We start from the raw sequence: 17822 nt of genomic DNA on the forward strand, positions 1-17822 counted from the left end.
AAATGTTTCACTGACGGGCGAGAGCCGAATCTCGGACACCTTCCAGGGAGACAGACGACATGACCAAACCTCTCATCGGCGCCCTCGTCGCCGCCGCCACCGCGTTCGGCGCGAGCGCAGCCGTCGCGCAGGAGCAGACCTTCATCTCGATCGGCACCGGCGGCGTCACCGGCGTCTACTACCCGACCGGCGGCGCGATCTGCCGCTTGGTGAACCGCGGCCGCTCCGAGCACGGCATCCGCTGCGGCGTCGAGTCCACCGGCGGCTCGGTGTTCAACATCAACGCCATCCGCGGCGGCGAGCTGGAATTCGGCGTCGCCCAGTCCGACTGGCAATACCACGCCTACAATGGCACCTCGCGTTTCGAGGAACAGGGCCCGTATGAAGGCCTGCGCGCGGTTTTCTCGGTGCACCCCGAGCCGTTCACCGTGGTCGCCCGCGCCGATGCCGGCATCGAGACCTTCGAGGATCTCAAGGGCAAGCGCGTCAACGTCGGCAACCCCGGTTCCGGGCAGCGCGGCACCATGGAAGTGCTGATGGACAAGCTGGGATGGACCATGGACGATTTCGCCGTGGCCTCCGAGCTGCAGGCGGCCGAACAGTCCCAGGCGCTCTGCGACAACAACATCGACGCGATGGTCTACACCGTCGGCCACCCGTCGGGCTCGATCCAGGAGGCCACCACCGCCTGCGATTCCGTGCTGGTCGACGTCGAGGGCGAGGCGGTCGACGAGCTGGTCGCCGACAACCCCTTCTACCGCACCGCCACCATCCCTGGCGGGATGTACCGCGGCAATGACGAGGACACCCACACCTTCGGCGTCGGCGCCACCTTCGTGACCTCCGAAGACGTGCCGGAAGAGGTCGTCTACCAGGTGGTCAAGGCGATCTTCGACAACATCGACCAGTTCCGCGGCCTGCACCCGGCCTTTGCCAACCTCGACCCGAAAGAGATGGCGACCGCGGGTCTTTCGGCGCCGCTGCACCCCGGGGCCGAGCGCTATTTCCGCGAAGCCGGTCTGATCGAGTAAGGTCGCGGCACCGCGTAAGAGACCCGGCCCGGGCGCTGCAAAGGCGCCCGGGCCTTTCCGGAAGGCGGCATCAGAGGGGCGCGCAGCATGACCGACAATCCACAGCAGACCGGTCCCGACCACGGCGGTCGCCAGTTCAGCGACGAGGAGCTTCAGGATCTCGTCGCCAGCACCGACAGCGGCGCGCGGGCGCCGACCAACCGGTTTGTCGCCATGCTCATCGCGGGTCTCGCGCTGGCTTGGTCGCTGTTCCAGCTCTGGATCGCGCAGCCGCAACTGTGGTTCGCCGATGTCTTCCCGGCGCTCAATTCGTCGCAGACCCGGCCGATCCACCTGACCTTCGCCATCCTGCTCGCCTTCCTCGCCTACCCGGCGCTGAAATCCTCGCCGCGCGACCGCGTGCCGCTGACCGACTGGATCCTCATGGCCGTCGGCGGCTTCTGTGCCTTCTACGTCTTCCTCTTCTCCAAGGATCTCGCGCTGACCGCGCGCTCGGGGCTGCCGACGCAGCTTCAGGTGGTCATCGGCGCCGTCGGCCTCGTGATCCTGCTCGAGGCCAGCCGCCGCGCGCTGGGTCCGGCGCTGACCATCGTCGGCGCGCTCTTCCTGCTTTACGCCTACATGGGCACCGGCTGGCTGATCCCCGAGCTGATCGAGCACGAGGGGCTTTCGTTCACCGCGCTGATCAACGCGCAATGGCTCGACACCGCCGGGGTCTTCGGCATTCCGCTCGGGGTCTCGACCGCCTTCGTCTTCCTCTTCGTGCTGTTCGGCTCGCTGCTGGATAAGGCCGGTGCGGGCAATTACTTCATCAAGCTCGCCTTCGCCGGGCTCGGCCACCTGCGCGGCGGCCCTGCCAAGGCCGCCGTCGTCGGCTCGGCCATGACCGGCCTGATCTCCGGCTCGTCGATCGCCAACGTGGTCACCACCGGCACCTTCACCATCCCGCTGATGAAGCGCGTCGGCTTCACCAGCGAGCAGGCCGGCTCGGTCGAGGTCGCCTCGTCGGTGAACGGCCAGATCATGCCCCCGGTGATGGGCGCCGCCGCCTTCCTCATGGTCGAGTTCATCGGCATCTCCTACGTCGAGGTGATCAAGCACGCCTTCATCCCGGCGGTGATCTCCTACATCGCGCTGGTCTACATCGTGCACCTCGAGGCGCTGAAGAAGAACATGCCCGCTCTCGGCGAGGCCAAGTCCTTCGGCGGCATGATCCTCAAGTTCTTCATCGGCTTCGCCGTCGCCGGTGCAGCCTTCACCGCGCTGATCTACGCGGTCGGCGCGCTGAAGTCGGTCGCCCCCGGCCTGTCGGGCCCGATCATGATGGTCGTGCTGGCCGCGGCCTACCTGTGGCTGCTGGCCATCGCCGCGCGCCGCCCCGATCTCGAGGTCGACGACCCCAGCGACCCCAACATCAAGCTTCCCACCGTCGGCGAGGTCTATGCCACCGGGCTGCACTACATCCTGCCGATCATCGTGCTGGTCTGGTTCCTCATGGTCGAGCGCCAGAGCCCCGCGAAATCCGCCTTCTACGCCACCGCGCTGATGCTGCTGATCATCATCACCCAACGCCCGCTCAAGGCGATCATGCGCGGCGAGGGCGCCCGCGTGGCCGAGGAATTCCGCAACGGCTGGAACGACCTGGTCGAGGGTCTCATCGCCGGGGCGCGCAACATGATCGGTATCGGCGTCGCCACCGCGGCGGCGGGGATCATCGTCGCCACGGTCACCAAGACCCCGATCGGCACCGAGCTTGCAGGCCTAGTCGAGCAGCTCTCGGGCGGCAGCCTGATCATCATGCTGATCCTCGTCGGGATGTTCTCGCTGATCCTCGGCATGGGTCTGCCCACCACGGCGAACTACATCGTCGTCTCCTCGCTGATGGCCAACGTCGTGGTCTCGCTCGGCGCGCAGGAGGGGCTGATCGTGCCGCTGATCGCGGCGCATCTCTTCGTCTTCTACTTCGGCATCATGGCCGACGTGACGCCGCCCGTGGGCCTCGCCTCCTTCGCCGCCGCGGCGGTCTCTGGGGGCGATCCGATCAAGACCGGCTTCACCGCCTTCTTCTACAGCCTGCGGACCGTCGCCCTGCCCTTCCTGTTCATCTTCAACCCGACGCTGATCCTCTACGGCGTCGACCTCGGCACCGCCTCGGGCATCCTGCACGCGGCCTTCGTCTTCGTGGTGGCCACCTTCGCCATGCTGCTCTTTGCCGCCGCGACGCAGGGCTACTTCTTTGCCCGCTCGCGCATCTGGGAAAGCGCCGCGCTGCTGCTGGTGGCCTTCACTCTCTTCGTGCCCAACGTCTGGCTGAACATGGTGCAGAGTCCCTTCCACAACATCCCGCCCGCCGAGTTCGAGCAGGTGCTGGCCGAGCTGCCCGAGGGCAGCCGGATCCGGCTGGAAATCCAGGGGCCCGACTTCAACAGCGGGCAGACCGCCTCGACCACGCTCGTCATGGATGCCCACGGCGCCAATGCGCAGGAGCGGATCGACAACTCGGGCCTGATGCTCTTCCCCGAGGGCGACGTGGTGAAGCTCGACGAGCCGATGTTCGGCACCCCCACCGCCGAGAAACTGGCGAACTTCGATTTCTACGCCGACGAGCCGGTGCAGATCGCCTCGGTGCTCGTCCCGCAGGAGCGGCTGCCGGCGCAGCTCTTCTACATCCCCGCGCTGCTGCTGCTGGGGCTGGTGATCCTGATGCAACGCCGCCGCCAGACCGTGCCGGCCTTCTGAGGAGCCTTGCGATGTACAAGACGATCCTTCTGCCCATCGACCTTTCGGCCCCCGCGAGCTGGTCCAAGGCGCTTCCCACGGCGCTGCATCTCGGCGGCGAGGGCATGGTGCTGCACGTGGTGACCGTGCTGCCCGACTTCGGCATGTCGATGGTCTCGGGCTACTTCAAGGACGGCTTCGAGAAGGGCGCGCTCAAGGAGGTCGGCAGCAAGCTGAAGGACTGGGTGAACGCCAACGTGCCGGACGCGGTGGAGGTGCATCCGCACGTCATGCACGGGCGCATCTACGACGAGCTTCTGCGTGCCGCCGACAAGCTGAAGGTCGATGCCATCGTGCTCTCGTCGCACACCCCGGAACTTGCCGACTACCTGCTGGGGCCGAACGCCGCCCGGGTGGTCCGCCACGCCAAACAGTCTGTCTTCGTCGTCCGCGGCGACTAATCGGAGAACTTTGAATGGGACATGTCTTCGGACGCTCCAACGCGCAGCTGCCATCGGCGGTGCGCGGCGAGGGATGCTATATCCACGACGCCTCGGGCCGCGCCTATCTCGACGGCTCGGGCGGCGCCGCCGTGTCGTGCCTCGGGCATTCCGACCCGGACGTGCGCGCCGCGATCCACGCGCAGCTCGACCAGCTCGCCTTTGCCCATACCGGCTTTTTCACCTCCGAGCCCGCAGAGAGCCTTGCCGAGCTGCTGATCGAACACGCCCCCGCGGGCATCGACCGGGTCTACCTGCTGTCGGGCGGCTCGGAAGCGGTCGAGGCGGCGATCAAGCTCGCCCGCCAGTATTTCCTCGAGACCGGCGAGCCGCAGCGCCACCGGGTGATCGCCCGCCGCCAGAGCTACCACGGCAACACGCTCGGCGCGCTGGCCGCCGGAGGCAACGCCTGGCGCCGCGAGAAATACGCCCCGCTGCTGGTCGAGACCTCGCATATTGCCCCCTGCTACGAGTACCGCCTGCGCGCAGAGGGCGAGAGCGCCGAGGCTTACGGGCTGCGCGCCGCCGACGAGCTGGAGGCCGAGATCCAGCGCCTCGGGCCGGAGACCGTCATGGCCTTCATCGCCGAGCCCGTCGTGGGCGCGACCGCTGGCGCGGTTCCCGCCGTCGAGGGGTATTTCAAGCGCATCCGCGAGATCTGCGACCGCCACGGCGTGCTGCTGATCCTCGACGAGGTGATGTGCGGCATGGGCCGCACCGGCACGCTCTTTGCCTGCGAGCAGGACGGCATCTCGCCCGACATCGTCACCATCGCCAAGGGGCTTGGCGCCGGCTACATGCCGATCGGCGCCATGCTCTGCACCGCCAAGATCTACACTGCGATCGCCGAGGGCTCGGGCGCCTTCCAGCACGGCCACACCTACCACGGCCACCCGCTTGCCGCCGCCGCCGGGCGCGCGGTGCTGACCGGCATCCTCGGGCGCAACCTGCTGCCGCAGGTGCGCGCGCGGGGCGAGGTTCTGCAGGCCGCGCTGACCGAGGCGCTCGGCCAGCATCCGCATGTCGGCGACATCCGCGGACGCGGGCTCTTCCGCGGCATCGAACTGGTGGCCGACCGGGACGGCAAGACCCCCTTCAATCCGGCGCTGAAGATCAACGCCAAGGTCAAGCGCTTCGCCATGGACGAGGGGCTGATCTGCTACCCGGCGGGCGGCACGCTCGATGGCCAGCGCGGCGATCACGTGCTGCTCGCCCCGCCCTTCATCATCTCCGAGGAGCAGATCGGCGAGCTGGTCGGCAAGCTCTCGCGCGCCATCGACAGGGCATTGGACGGGGCCATCGCCGCATGAGCCGACTGGCAAAGCTGCCGCGCATCATGCTGGCCCCGAACGGCGCGCGCCGCACGCGCGCCGACCACCCCGCGCTGCCCGAGACCATCCCGCAGATCGTTGCCGCAGCAACGGCCGCCCATCACGCCGGCGCCGAGGCGCTGCACGCCCATGTCCGCGACGCCGAGGCCCGCCACCTGCTCGATGCCGGGCTCTACCGCGAGCTCATCGCCGAGATGGCACGCGCCCTGCCAACGATGCCCGTGCAGATCACCACCGAGGCGGTCGGCCTCTACAGCTCCGCCGAACAGCGGGCGCTGGTGCGGGAGCTGCGCCCCGAGGGCGTCTCGGTCGCCCTGCGCGAGATGTGGCCGGATCCCGGTCCCGACCCCGAGGCGGGGCGCTTCTACGCCGAAACCGAAGAGGCGGGCATCGCGCTTCAACATATTCTCTATGCGCCCGATCAGGTGAGCCGGCTGGCATCGCTCTGGTCCGAAGGGCTGCTCCCCGCCCCGCGGCAGGTGCTCTTCGTGCTGGGCCGCTACGCCCCGCCGACCCTCGCCCGACCCGAGGAGCTGGACGGCTTCCTGACGGCCGCCCGCGCCCTGCCCGAAGACGTGCAATGGGCCGCCTGCGCCTTTGGCCGCACCGAAGAGGCCTGCCTGCTGCGCGCCGCCGAGCTGGGTGGAGGGATGCGCATCGGCTTCGAGAACAACGTCGAGCGCCCGGATGGCAGCCCGGCCGAGGACAACGCGGGACAGGTCGCGGCGCTGGTGCAGGTGCTGGAGGCGCGCGCGTCCCCGCGGGGACAGGAGGTCTGATCCCCTTCGCCGTCCCCGCGGGGACGGGGCGCAGGCGGGCCGCCCTCGAAAGGGCGTCCCCGCGGGGACAGGCCGCGGGTGCAGGGGTTTTCCGGGCCCGCCGCCCGATCCGCTCTTGACGCCCGGCCCGCGCGCGTCACTCTACCTCCCATGTTCCCGATCCGAGATCACAACCCCTCGGGGCGCACGCCCTACGTCACCTACGCGCTGATCATCGCCAATTCGGTGATCTTCCTGGGGTACTGGGCCCTGTTCACCGACCCCGCCGCGCTCGACGCCTTCTTCGAGCGGTGGGCGCTCTTCCCGTCGCATATCTCGCAGGGCTACGGCTACACGGGGATCATCACCTCGATGTTCCTGCATGGCGGATTCATGCATCTCTTCGGCAACATGCTGTTCCTGTTCATCTTCGGCGACAATATCGAGGACATGCTGGGCCACCTGCGCTACCTGCTCTTCTACCTTGCCTCGGGCATCGCGGCGGCGCTGCTGCAATATGTGGCCGACCCGAGCTCGGCGGTACCCACGGTCGGCGCCTCGGGGGCGATCGCCGGGGTGATGGGGGCGTACCTGCTGCTCTTTCCGAAGGCGCGGGTGGATATCCTCATCATCCTGATCATCATCTTCAAGGTGCTGCCGATCCCCGCCTGGCTGCTGCTGGCGGTCTGGTTCGGGCTGCAGATCTTCAGCGGCATCGGCAGCGCCGGGGCCGAGGGCGGCGTGGCCTACTGGGCGCATGTGGGCGGCTTCCTCGCGGGCCTCGTGATGATCGCCCCGGTCTGGCTGGCGCGCGGCGGCCCGGCCTTCTGGAACCGCACCCACGGGCAGCCGCCGCATCCCGCCGCGCATTACGCGCTCGGGCGCACCCATATCCCCCGGGCCGGAACCCGGCAGAACGGGCGCAAGGACCCATGGTCGAGACATTGAGCGGCGGGCCGGTCGCCGTCACCTGCCACTGCGGCGCCTGCGAGCTGCGCGTGACGCTGGCGGACGGGCTGAATTCCGCCCGCCGCTGCGACTGCTCCTTCTGCCGCCGCAGGGGCGCTGCCGCCGTGACCGCACCGAAAGGCGGGGTCGAGGTGGTGAAGGGTGCAGACAGGATGACGCTCTACCAGTTCGGCACCAAGACGGCGCAGCACTATTTCTGCTCGGTCTGCGGCATCTACATGTACCACCGGCGCCGTCGAACCCGAACGAGTTCGGCGTGAACATGGGCGGCATCGAGGGGGTGAACCCGGCGGAACACGAGCCGATCCCCTGGTCGGACGGGGTCAACCATCCTTCCGACCGGTGAGCGGGCGGCCCGGGCGGGACCGCCTCTGGCGGGCGTATTTGGAAAGAGAAGAAGCGCGGATGTGAAAAAGGGGAGCCCTGTGGCTCCCCTTCCGTTCCGCTCGGCCCGCTGTTGCGCGGGCAGCGCGCGCCCTGTTCAGAGCTCGCGGATGGTCTTGGCGAAGGGATCGAAGATGTTGTTGCTGGCGCAGAGGATCGATCCGGTCTCGTAGGGGTCCTGATCCTCGCGGATGCCTTCGACCAGGGCGCCGGCCTCGGAGGCGATGAGCCCGCCCGCGGCGATGTCCCAGATGTTCAGCTCGCGCTCCCAGTAGCCGTCGTAGCGGCCCGCGGCCACATAGGCCAGATCGAGCGCCGCCGAACCCCAGCGCCGCACGCCGGCGCATTCGGGCATCAGGCGGGCGAGATCCTTGAGGGTCGCCGGAAGGGTTTTCTTGGCGGCGAAGGGCACACCGGTCGCGAAGATCGCCTCGATCATCCGGTGGCGGCCCGAGACGCGCAGGCGGCGCGAGTCGTTGAGCCAGGCACCGGCGCCCTTCTCGGCGTAGAACATCTCGTCCTTGGCCGGGTCGAAGACCACGCCGGCGACAATCTTGCCCTTGTGCTCGAGCGCGATGGAGATCGCCCAATGCGGCAGGCCGTGCAGGAAGTTGGTGGTGCCATCGAGCGGATCGACGATCCAGCGGCGGGTCGGATCCTCGCCGTCCTGGCCGCCACCCTCTTCACCGAGCCAGCCGTAGGTCGGGCGGGCGCCGAGGAGCTCGTCCTTGAGAATCTTCTCGGCGGCGATGTCCGCGCGCGACACGAAATCGCCCGCACCCTTCATCGAGACCTGAAGGTTCTCGACCTCGCGGAAGTCCTTGACCAGCGACCGGCCCGCCTTGCGCGCGGCCTTGATCATGATGTTGAGATTGGCACTGCCCTGCATGGCGACGGTTCCCGGATTTGGTTCAAGCCGCGCGTATACGCGGCTCGCCGGAAAAAGCCAAGTCCGTATGGCCTTGGGGGGTGCGTCGAAGCGACGCCTTACTGACCGGCCGGAACGTAGGCCCGCGGCAGCGGCGCGCTCTGGGTGCCCATCGTGCCGCGCCGGACAGTCCGGACGGGCTCTGCGTAGACGCCGCCGGTGGGGGTTCCGCACCAGATTTGCCCGCCGAGGATCACCGGCTGCTGCTTTCCGGCACACATGTTTGGGCCCGGGTAGGCTTGCACCAGCGGCTGCGCAGTGCTTGCGCCTGCCACGAAGCCAGCAGAGCCGGGCATGTACATGTCGCCCGGGTACCCCAAGCTGCCCGCCTGGGCCGCGCCCGCAAGGGCCACCAGTGCCGCTGCCGCGGCGCAAACGCTGAGAACTCGCATCTTCATCCCTCACATACCCGAACAGGGGGAACCGTTCGGGAGAGGCTAGCAGGCGGTAGAGCTATGTCAATTTTTCGCCGCATTTTGCCGGTCGCTCGAGGTCTCCGGAAACAATTGGGCGCAGGAGCGTGGATTACGCTCTGGATGAGAACGAGACTTGCCGCCGGAAACGGCACCGGCCGGCGCATCGCTGCGCCAGCCGGGCCCCCTGACCGCATCGGCCTCACTCGGCGGGCGGCATCTCCACCGTCACCGAGGGCACGCCGTGGCGGGCGCGCAGACCGTCGCGGTAGATCGCCTTGAACAGGCCGAGGCACATCAGCAGCATCACCACCGAGAAGGGCAGCGCGCCGATCACCATGGCGGTCTGGATCGCCGTCAGCCCGCCGACCAGCAGCAGCGCGGCGACCACGACACCCAGGGTCACGCCCCAGAAGATGATGTGCGGGCGGGCCTTCGGGCCCTCGTCACCCGCGGCGTTGATGGTGTTGACGATCAGCACCGCCGAGTCGGCCGAGGTCACCAGGTAGGTCATCAGCAGGATCACGATGATCACCGCCATGCACCAGCCCAGCACGTCTCCGAGCATGATGCCGGTCATGGTGAAGATCTTGGCGCCATCGGTGGAGGCGAAGATCGCCCCCTTCGCCACGCCCGAGAGTTCCATGTCGATCGCCGTGCCGCCGGCGAAGGAGAACCAGACGAAGCACATGATCGACGGCACGATCATCGCGCCGAGCACGAACTCGCGGATGGTGCGGCCGCGCGAGATGCGGGCGAGGAAGAGGCCGACGAAGGGGGCGAAGGCCACCCACCAGGCCCAGTAGAACACCGTCCAGGCGCCCTGCCAGCCCGAGAGCGCGTCGCCGGTTTCCGACCCGTCGGGGCGGTAGACGGTGAACAGCATCTTGGGCAGCGCGATCAGGTAGTCGATCATCCCCATGAACAGCGCCTGCAGGCCGAACCAGGTGGAGCCGAAGATCATCAGGAAGGCCAGCAGGAAGATCGACAGCCCCATGTTGAGGTTCGACAGCCACTTGATGCCCTTGCCGACGCCCGAGAGCGCCGAGAGGGTCGAGGCGCCCATGATCACCACCAACGCCACGATGATGCCGGCGGGCGAGGCATTGCCCTCGGCGGTCACCAGCCAGTCGCCGATGCCGATCTTGCTCATCCCGGCGACGAACTGCTCGACGCCGAAGCCCAGCGTCTGCGCCACGCCGAGGATGGTGGCGATCACCGCGACGATGTCGACGAGGTGGCCGAGCGGGCCCGAAAGTGCCGAGCCGAAGAGCGGCGTCAGCGAGGAGCGGATGGTCAGCGGCAGGCCGCGGCGGTAGGTGAAATACCCCAGCGCAAGCCCGGCGATGGCATAGGAGGACCAGGCCGAGAAGCCCCAGTGCAGGTAGCTGTACTTGTAGGCGTTCATGAAGTTGTTCATGCTCTCGCCGTCCGCGAGCCCCTGGATCACCTCGGGGTTGTTGCGGAAGTGGTAGATCGGCTCGGCCACCGCCCAAGTCAGCATACCGACCCCGATGCCAGCGCCGAACATCATGGAAAACCACGAGAAGTTGTCGAACTCGGGCTGTTCGTCATCATGGCCGAGCTTGAGCTTGCCCGCCGCCGGCCAGATTGCCAGTGCCAGGCAGACCAGCACGAAGAAGGCCATCACGTAGATGTACCAGCTGGCGAAATTGGCGAGGATGAAGGTGTTGAGCCCGCCGAGCACGCCGCCGGCCTGCTCGGGGAAGGCGACGGCCCAGAGCACCAGCCCGCCGACGGCGAGCTTGGAGGTCACCGTCACGTCGAGCGAGAAGCCGTTGTAAAAGCCCTTGTCGGCCGTCTTGATCGGCAGGTCTGAGAGGGGAGGTTCAATCTTTGCCATTCAGTTGTGTCCCTGTTGATCGGGCGTTGGGATAGTCCCGGCCGCAGCGCCCGTGGGCGGCCGGGTTGTAATTTCCGGGGTGAGGAACTGGGTCACTCGCCGCGGGGGAAGCGCGCGTTCTCCTCGACGACGTTGAGGTCCATGTGGTTGCGCATGTAGCGCTCCGAGGCCTTCTGCAGCGGCTGGAAGTCCCAGGGGAAATAACTGCCGTTGCGCAGCGCCTCGTAGACGATCCAGCGCCGGGCCTGGCTCTGGCGCACCTCGGCGTCGAAGCGGGCGAGGTCCCAGCGGGTGTCGGCGGCGGTGCGGAAGGCGTCGAGCGTTGCGGCGTGTTGCGGGTCTTCGGCGAGATTTGTCAGTTCATGCGGATCCGTCTCGAGATCGAAGAGAAGCTCGGGATCTAGCGCGCAGCGGCTGTACTTCCAGCGCCCCTGCCGCAGGCAGACCAGCGGCGCGTAGGAGGCCTCGGCGGCGTATTCCATCGCCACCGGCGTGCCGCGCGTGCCGCCCTGCCCCAGCGGCACGAGGCTCTCGCCATCGGTCCAGGGGGCGATCTCGTCCATCGGCACACCGGCGAGGTCGCAGAGCGTGGGGCAGACATCGATATTGCTGACCGGCGTGTCGACCCGGCCGGGCGCCATCTGCGGCGCGGCGATCATCATCGGCACGCGCGCCGAGCCCTCGAAGAAGGACATCTTGAACCAGAGCCCGCGGTTGCCGAGCATGTCGCCATGGTCCGAGACCAGCAGGATGATGGTATTGTCTTCCTGCCGGGTGCCACGCAGCGCCTCCATGACCTCGCCGATCTTGTCGTCGAGATAGGAGATATTGGCGAAATAGGCGCGGCGCGAGCGGCGCACGTCATCCTCGGTCAGGTTGAAACTGCGCCAGTCGTTGGCGTCGAAGATGCGCTTGGAATGGGCGTCCTGCTCTTCGTAGGGGATCGGCCCGACCTCGGGCAGCAGGTGCTCGCAGTCCTCGTAGAGGTCCCAGTACTTGCGGCGCGCCACATAGGGGTCGTGCGGGTGGGTGAAGCTGACGGTCAGGCACCACGGGCGGGTGTCGTGGCCGCGACCCAGATCGTAGACCTTGCGCGTGGCGTGGTAGGCGACCTCGTCGTCATATTCCATCTGGTTGGAAATCTCGGCGACGCCAGAGCCGGTGACCGAGCCCATGTTGTGATACCACCAGTCGATGCGCTCGCCGGGCTTGCGGTAGTCCGGGGTCCAGCCGAAGTCGGGCGGGTAGATGTCGGTGGTCAGCCGTTCCTCGAAGCCGTGCAGCTGGTCGGGTCCGACAAAGTGCATCTTGCCCGACAGGCATGTCTGGTAACCGGCGCGGCGCAGGTGGTGGGCATAGGTGGGGATCGAGGAGGCGAACTCGGCGGCGTTGTCGTAGACCCCGGTGCGCGACGGCAACTGGCCCGACATGTAGCTCGCCCGACCCGGCGCGCAGAGCGGCGAGGCGGTATAGGCATTGCGGAACCGGGTGGAACGCGCCGCCAGCGCCTTGAGGTGAGGGGCGTGCAGCCAGTCGGCGGGCCCGTCGGGGAAGAGGGTGCCGTTCAGCTGGTCGACCATGAAGATCAAGATGTTCGGGCGGCTCGTCTGGTTCATGCGGAGTGCTGTCCTTTCCACGCGTCGTTGCGCCCGCCGGAGGGCGGACGCGTCTGTCGCAACATGGCGCGCCCCACCCGCTGGGCAAGCGGGGCGCGCGGCAAGTGCATCTGGTGTCATGATATAAGTTTCGGAGAGAGTAGTTGACTTTCGGGCAGATGAACCGCGAAATCAGCTTATGCGTGATATTGACATTTCTTATGGCACATTTGCCCGCTACGCCGCCGACCTGAGCCTCTTCCTGCTGGTGGCGGACTGCGGTCAGCTCTCTCGTGCAGCAGAGATCGCCGGGCTGTCGCAGCCACGGCTGAGCCAGCGGATGAAGTCGCTCGAGGAGGCGCTCGGGAAAGAGCTGTTGCGGCGCGAGCGGCGCGGGGTCGCGCTGACCCGCGACGGGCAGGCACTGCGCACGGCACTGACCCCGCATCTCGGCGAGGCCGCCGCCGGGTTTTCTCGCTTCCAGCGCCCTGCCCGCCGCCGGACTTTGGTGATCGAAACCGACCTCGCCTTTGCCAGCCTGCGCTTTCTGCCGGTGTTTCCCTCGCTCTGCGCCGCCTTCCCCGACCTCGGCATCTCGCTGCTGACCCGGCAGCTTCCCGAGGCGGGCGCGGACCGCGAGGCGGACCTGCGGATCCGCATGGAGCCGCGACACGAGGGGACGGGCACCGCCTGCTGCCTGTTTGCCGAACGGGTGATGGCGGTCTGCAGCCCGGCCTTCCGCGACGCGCACCCGGGCCTCGGCGATCCGGACCCACTGCGGGGGCTGCCGTTGATCGAGCTCACCTCGGACGCCGGCGCGCCCTGGTTCACCTGGGGCAGCTGGCTGGCGCAGCTCGGGCCGGAGGCGGGCGTGCGCGGCGGTGGCGAGCGGATCAGCTTCAACAGCTACGACCACGTGATCCAGGCGGCGGAAAAGGGGCTGGGCGTGGCGCTCGGCTGGCGCGGGCTGATCGACAGCCGGCTGGAGACGGGCGCCCTGGTCCCCGCCCTGCCCGCCGCGGCGCAGGCCGAGCTGGAAAGCGGGCATGGCTACATGCTGCGGATGCTCTCGCGCCAGCCGGGTGAGGAGATGCGCGCGGTCTACGACTGGATCCGCGACAGTTTCAGCGGGTGAGCTGCGGGCTCAGCCCTCGCGGCTGAGCTTCTCGGCCCGTCGCCGCACCAGCACGCCGCGCAGGTCGTGCATGGCCAGCAGCAGCGCGTCGGTGACCTCGTCGAGTTCGGCATCGCTGGCCTTCGACTGCGCCCACTGCGCGGCGGCGTTGAGCTGATCGATGGTGCGCTGCATCTCGTCGAAGCTGCGCCGCGCCAGCAGCGCCTTGCGATCCTCGACCCACGTGCCGATCGCCGCGAGGTCCTCGGGGGTGAGCTGGTGCTCGCCATGGGCGCGGACCTCGCCCTTGGCGAGGTTGACCACGGCGATCTGGGTCATCTCGATGCGGCGCTGCCGGTTCTCGCCGTCCACGCGGAACACGAGGGCCCCGTTGTCGCGGGTGCGGAAGAAGAACTCCGGCAGCGCCCCGGCCATCAGCGAAGTGCCCCGCAGAAGGCGGCGATGCGCTTGCAGGCCTCGGTCAGCGCCTCGTCCGAGGTGGCGTAGGAGATGCGGAACGCCGGCGAGAGCCCGAAGGCCGCGCCGAAAACCACGGCCACGCCGGTCTCTTCCAGCAGCGCGGTCGCGAAATCCTCGTCGGTGTCGATCTTGCGGCCGCCCGCCGAAGTCTTGCCGAGCAGGCCGTTGATGGTCGGGTAGACGTAGAAGGCGCCCTCGGGAGTCGGGCAGGTGATGCCCTCGACCGCGTTCAGCGCCTCGACCACGAGGTTGCGGCGGCGCTTGAACACCTCGACCCATTCGCCGAGGAATTCCTGCGGCCCGTTCAGCGCCTCGACCGCCGCCCACTGGCTGATCGAGCAGGGGTTGGTGGTGCTCTGCGACTGGATCTTGCGCATGGCGGCGATCAGGTGCTCGGGGCCACCCGCGTAGCCGATGCGCCAGCCGGTCATCGCATAGGCCTTGGACACGCCGTTGCAGGTCAGCGTGCGCTCGTAGAGCGCCGGCTCGACCTCGGCCGGGGTGCAGAACTCGAAGCCGTCATAGGCCAGATGCTCGTACATGTCGTCGGACATGATCCAGACGTGCGGGTGCTTCATCAGCACGTCGGTCAGCGCCTTCAGCTCGGTGCGCGAGTAGCCGGCGCCGGTGGGGTTCGACGGCGAGTTGAACAGGAACCATTTGGTCTTGGGGGTGATCGCCGCCTCGAGCTGCTCGGGGGTGATCTTGTAGCCGCGCTCTGGAGCGCCCTCGATGATCACCGGCTCGCCCTGGCCGAGCCGCACCATGTCGGGGTAGCTCACCCAGTAGGGCGCAGGAATGATCACCTCGTCGCCGGGGTTGAGCGTGGCGAGGAAGGCGTTGAACAGCACCTGCTTGCCCCCCCGTCGAGACCGAGATCTGCGACGGCTTGTAGCTCAGCCCGTTCTCGCGGGCGAACTTGGCGCAGATCGCCTGCTTCAGCTCGATGATGCCGTCAGGAGCGGTGTAGCGGGTCTTGCCCGCGTCGATGGCCGCTTTCGCCGCGGCCCGGATGTGCTCGGGCGTGTCGAAATCCGGCTCGCCTGCGCCAAGGCCGATCACGTCCTTCCCGGCCGCCTTCAGCTCGTTGGCAAGCTGGGTCACCGCCACGGTCGGCGAAGGTTTCACGCGGGAGAGGGTCTCGGAAAGAAAGGGCATTTGGGCACCGTTTGTATTGCTGCGCCTCATGTCATAGGCTGCGCCCCGACACCGTTCAAGCGGCTTCCCCCGCGTCGCCGGCCCCGGTGGCACGAATGCCGCGAAAGGAGAGTCATGATCGACGACAACGACTGGTACGGCCCCGATGCGGCCACCTTCGGCGACCGGCTCGCCGCCGCCCGCGAGGCCGCGGGCATGGATCAGGAGGCCTTGGCGCGGCGGCTCGGCGTGCGGCTGAAAACCCTGCAGGGCTGGGAGAACGACCTCTCTGAGCCGCGCGCCAACCGGCTGCAGATGCTGGCCGGCCTGCTGGGGGTGCCGATGGTCTGGCTCATCACCGGCGAGGGCGACGGCGTCTCGGCGCCGGACGAGGAAGAGGCACAGATTTCCCCCGATCTTGACGAAACGCTGCTTGAACTTCGCGCCCTGCGCGGCGAAATGCGCGCCACGGGCGAGCGTCTGGGCCGCCTCGAGAAGAAATTGCGCAAGATGCTCAAGGAAGGGGCCTGAGATGACGGCAGAACTCACCGGCGAGACCCGCGAACACCGGCTCAAGCGGCTGCGCATGCGCTCGATGCGCCGCGGCACCAAGGAGATGGACATCATCCTCGTGCGCTACGCCGACGCGCGGCTTGAGGCAATGACCGAGGCCGAGCTCGACGCCTACGAGGCGCTGCTCGACGAATATGACCCCGATCTCTACCAGTGGATCTCGGGCCAGCGCCCCGCGCCCGAGGAGCTGCGCCCGCTGATCGCCGAGATCACCCGGGTCGCGGCGAACGGCTGAGACCCGGGCCGAAAGGGCCGATGCCAGGACCGAAAGGCGCGGCCTCCGCGCTTTTCGCCACATCTGACTAGATTTAACCACTTCTTGGTCTTTTCCCTCCAGAACCATCGGTCATTCGGCATTGGGCCGCATGGCACTGGCGGAGACGATCATGAGCATCCACGCCCCCCCTTGGAAGAAAACCGGTCACGGGCTACGTGGCGGGCTACCTGGAGACACTTTCGCTGCTCGAGCGGCTGCACCGATTGCTGCTCGACGTGATCAAGGATGAGTTCGAGCGTGTCGGCATCCTCGAGATCAACGCGGTGCAGGCGCTCTTGCTGTTCAACATCGGCGACAACGAGGTGACGGCCGGCGAGCTGAAGTCGCGCGGCTACTACCAGGGCTCGAACGTCAGCTACAATCTCAAGAAGCTGGTCGACATGGGCTACATGCACCACCAGCGCTGCGAGATCGACCGCCGCTCGGTGCGGGTCCGGCTGACCGAGAAGGGCCGCAATATCCGTGCCCTTGTCGACGAGCTGTTCCAGCGTCATTCCGAGGGCATCGAGGCGCGGCAGATCGTCGACCTGCAGGGGCTCGAGGACGTGAACAGCGGTCTGCGCCGGCTGGAGCGGTTCTGGACGGACCAGATCCGCTACATCTACTGAGCGGGCGCGGCCCTTAGGTGACACCGTGGCGGCGGAAGATCAGCTCCAGGGCCCCTCGTCCCCGTCCCGCCGCTTGCGCGGCACCGGGCGCGGGCGACCGGCGACACTGGGACGGCGCGGATCGTCCTCGACCACCTCGCGGCCCTCGACGCGGCTGCCGAATTCGCTGCCTGCCCCGCCCCAGTCGCCGGACATACCGCCCTGCCGCGTGCCGCGCGGCTGGCCGTAGCCGCCCTGCGCGGCAAGCTCCTTCAGCGCCGCGATGCGGTTCTCGGTCGCCGGGTGGGTGGCAAAGAGGTTGTCGCGCTTGTGCATGTGCAGCGGGTTGATGATGAACATATGCGCGGTGGCCGGGTTCGCCTCGGCCCGCAGGTTGTCGATCCGCGCCGCGCCGCGCTGGATCTGCCCCAGCGCCGAGGCCAGCCACAGCGGGTTGCCGCAGATCTCTGCCCCGGCCTTGTCGGCGGCATATTCGCGGGTCCGGCTGATCGCCATCTGCACCAGGCCCGCCGCCATCGGCGCGAGGAACATCATCGCCAGCGTGCCGACGATGCCCATGCGGTTTTCGTCACGCGAGCCGCCGAAGAAGAAGGCGAAGTTGGCCAGCATGGAAATCGCCCCCGCGAATGTCGCGGTGACGGTCATGATCGCCGTGTCGTGGTTGCGGATATGCGCCAGCTCATGCGCCACCACCCCCGCCAGCTCCTCTCGCGAGAGGCTGCGCAGCAGCCCCGTGGTCACCGCCACGGCGGCATTCTGCGGGTTGCGCCCGGTGGCAAAGGCGTTGGGTTGCGGGTTGTCCATCAGGTAGACCTTGGGGGTCGGCAGTCCGGCGTTCCGCGCCAGCTCGGCCACCATGTCGTGCAGCCCGAAGCGGTCGCCCGGCGAGAGCGGCTGCGCGCCGTGCATGCGCAGCACCATCTTGTCGGAGTTCCACCAGGTAAAGGCGTTCATCCCCCCGGCAAAGATCAGCGCGATCACCATGCCGGAGCTGCCGCCGATCAGGTAGCCGAGCCCCATGAAGAGGGCAGTCATCGCGGCCATCAGAAGGGCCGTCTTCGCATATCCCATGGCGTGTCTCCGTCAGGCTGGATCGGGGGAGCGTGTTGCTCGACATATAGGCCGGCGCCCGTGCCGAACCA

The 17822-nt window shown here is 67.9% G+C and carries 15 protein-coding genes and 3 pseudogenes; 11 read left to right on the forward strand and 7 right to left on the reverse strand.

Annotated features, from left to right (window positions below):
• Nucleotides 1-59: 59 nt before the first annotated feature.
• The 7 genes and pseudogenes from CLG85_RS18390 (at nucleotide 60) to CLG85_RS18420 (ending at nucleotide 7653) form a co-directional block, all read left to right on the forward strand.
• The gene (locus tag CLG85_RS18390; protein ID WP_095883776.1) at nucleotides 60-1031 is read left to right on the forward strand and encodes a TAXI family TRAP transporter solute-binding subunit; all 972 of its coding nucleotides are present in this window, start codon (nucleotides 60-62) and stop codon (nucleotides 1029-1031) included.
• Between the two features lie 87 nt (nucleotides 1032-1118).
• Entirely contained in the window at nucleotides 1119-3770 is a 2652-nt protein-coding gene (locus tag CLG85_RS18395) for a TRAP transporter permease (RefSeq protein ID WP_095883775.1), read from the forward strand.
• An 11-nt stretch (nucleotides 3771-3781) separates the two neighbouring features.
• Nucleotides 3782-4210, forward strand: a complete 429-nt coding sequence (locus CLG85_RS18400) for a universal stress protein (RefSeq protein ID WP_095883774.1) — start codon at nucleotides 3782-3784, stop codon at nucleotides 4208-4210.
• A 14-nt stretch (nucleotides 4211-4224) separates the two neighbouring features.
• Nucleotides 4225-5559 (forward strand): aspartate aminotransferase family protein, encoded by a 1335-nt coding sequence (locus CLG85_RS18405; RefSeq protein WP_260349831.1) that lies wholly within the window; start codon nucleotides 4225-4227, stop codon nucleotides 5557-5559.
• Nucleotides 5560-5564: 5 nt separating this feature from the next.
• Nucleotides 5565-6359: a beta-keto acid cleavage family enzyme gene (locus tag CLG85_RS18410; RefSeq protein WP_260349836.1), complete on the forward strand. Its 795-nt coding sequence runs from the start codon at nucleotides 5565-5567 to the stop codon at nucleotides 6357-6359.
• A 150-nt stretch (nucleotides 6360-6509) separates the two neighbouring features.
• Nucleotides 6510-7286 carry a rhomboid family intramembrane serine protease gene (locus tag CLG85_RS18415; protein WP_260349832.1) on the forward strand — a complete coding sequence of 259 codons (777 nt, stop codon included), beginning with the start codon at nucleotides 6510-6512 and terminating at the stop codon, nucleotides 7284-7286.
• Nucleotides 7271-7653, forward strand: a pseudogene (locus CLG85_RS18420) (GFA family protein). The gene CLG85_RS18415 and the pseudogene CLG85_RS18420 overlap by 16 nt, the downstream one beginning before the upstream one ends.
• Before the next feature lie 135 nt (nucleotides 7654-7788).
• On the opposite strand, the gene CLG85_RS18425 reads toward CLG85_RS18420, so the two are convergent.
• The 4 genes from CLG85_RS18425 to betC form a co-directional block, all read right to left on the reverse strand.
• The gene (locus CLG85_RS18425) at nucleotides 7789-8580 is read right to left on the reverse strand and encodes an inositol monophosphatase family protein (protein ID WP_092422508.1); all 792 of its coding nucleotides are present in this window, start codon (nucleotides 8578-8580) and stop codon (nucleotides 7789-7791) included.
• Nucleotides 8581-8678: 98 nt separating this feature from the next.
• Nucleotides 8679-9011, reverse strand: coding sequence for a hypothetical protein (locus CLG85_RS18430; protein WP_095884219.1), 333 nt, complete (start codon nucleotides 9009-9011; stop codon nucleotides 8679-8681).
• Nucleotides 9012-9234: 223 nt separating this feature from the next.
• The gene (locus tag CLG85_RS18435) at nucleotides 9235-10896 is read right to left on the reverse strand and encodes a BCCT family transporter (RefSeq protein ID WP_095884220.1); all 1662 of its coding nucleotides are present in this window, start codon (nucleotides 10894-10896) and stop codon (nucleotides 9235-9237) included.
• A gap of 92 nt (nucleotides 10897-10988) precedes the next feature.
• On the reverse strand, nucleotides 10989-12512 hold the full coding sequence (gene betC, locus CLG85_RS18440) for a choline-sulfatase (protein ID WP_095884221.1): 1524 nt from the start codon (nucleotides 12510-12512) through the stop codon (nucleotides 10989-10991).
• Between the two features lie 178 nt (nucleotides 12513-12690).
• On the opposite strand from betC, the gene CLG85_RS18445 reads away from it, so the two are divergent.
• Nucleotides 12691-13626, forward strand: a complete 936-nt coding sequence (locus CLG85_RS18445) for a LysR family transcriptional regulator (RefSeq protein WP_260349833.1) — start codon at nucleotides 12691-12693, stop codon at nucleotides 13624-13626.
• Between the two features lie 9 nt (nucleotides 13627-13635).
• On the opposite strand, the gene CLG85_RS18450 is transcribed toward CLG85_RS18445, so the two are convergent.
• A complete protein-coding gene (locus tag CLG85_RS18450; protein ID WP_095884427.1) occupies nucleotides 13636-14040 on the reverse strand; it encodes a hypothetical protein in 405 nt (134 codons plus the stop codon).
• Nucleotides 14040-15243: pseudogene (locus tag CLG85_RS18455) on the reverse strand (pyridoxal phosphate-dependent aminotransferase). The gene CLG85_RS18450 and the pseudogene CLG85_RS18455 overlap by 1 nt, the downstream one beginning before the upstream one ends.
• A 114-nt stretch (nucleotides 15244-15357) precedes the next feature.
• Between CLG85_RS18455 and CLG85_RS18460 the strand changes: the two are divergent.
• The 3 genes from CLG85_RS18460 to CLG85_RS18470 all read left to right on the forward strand — a co-directional run bounded on the left by CLG85_RS18460 (nucleotide 15358) and on the right by CLG85_RS18470 (nucleotide 16680).
• On the forward strand, nucleotides 15358-15753 hold the full coding sequence (locus CLG85_RS18460; protein WP_095884429.1) for a helix-turn-helix domain-containing protein: 396 nt from the start codon (nucleotides 15358-15360) through the stop codon (nucleotides 15751-15753).
• A gap of 1 nt (nucleotide 15754) precedes the next feature.
• Nucleotides 15755-16030, forward strand: coding sequence for a succinate dehydrogenase assembly factor 2 (locus CLG85_RS18465; protein ID WP_224845864.1), 276 nt, complete (start codon nucleotides 15755-15757; stop codon nucleotides 16028-16030).
• 197 nt (nucleotides 16031-16227) lie between these two features.
• Entirely contained in the window at nucleotides 16228-16680 is a 453-nt protein-coding gene (locus CLG85_RS18470; protein ID WP_260349834.1) for a winged helix DNA-binding protein, read from the forward strand.
• 245 nt (nucleotides 16681-16925) lie between these two features.
• Here CLG85_RS18470 and htpX read toward each other — a convergent pair.
• A pseudogene (gene htpX / locus CLG85_RS18475) lies at nucleotides 16926-17751 on the reverse strand (zinc metalloprotease HtpX); the annotation flags it as partial.
• Between the last annotated feature and the right edge of the window lie 71 nt (nucleotides 17752-17822).

This window comes from Alloyangia mangrovi (assembly GCF_002300555.2).
Classification (GTDB): domain Bacteria; phylum Pseudomonadota; class Alphaproteobacteria; order Rhodobacterales; family Rhodobacteraceae; genus Salipiger; species Salipiger mangrovi.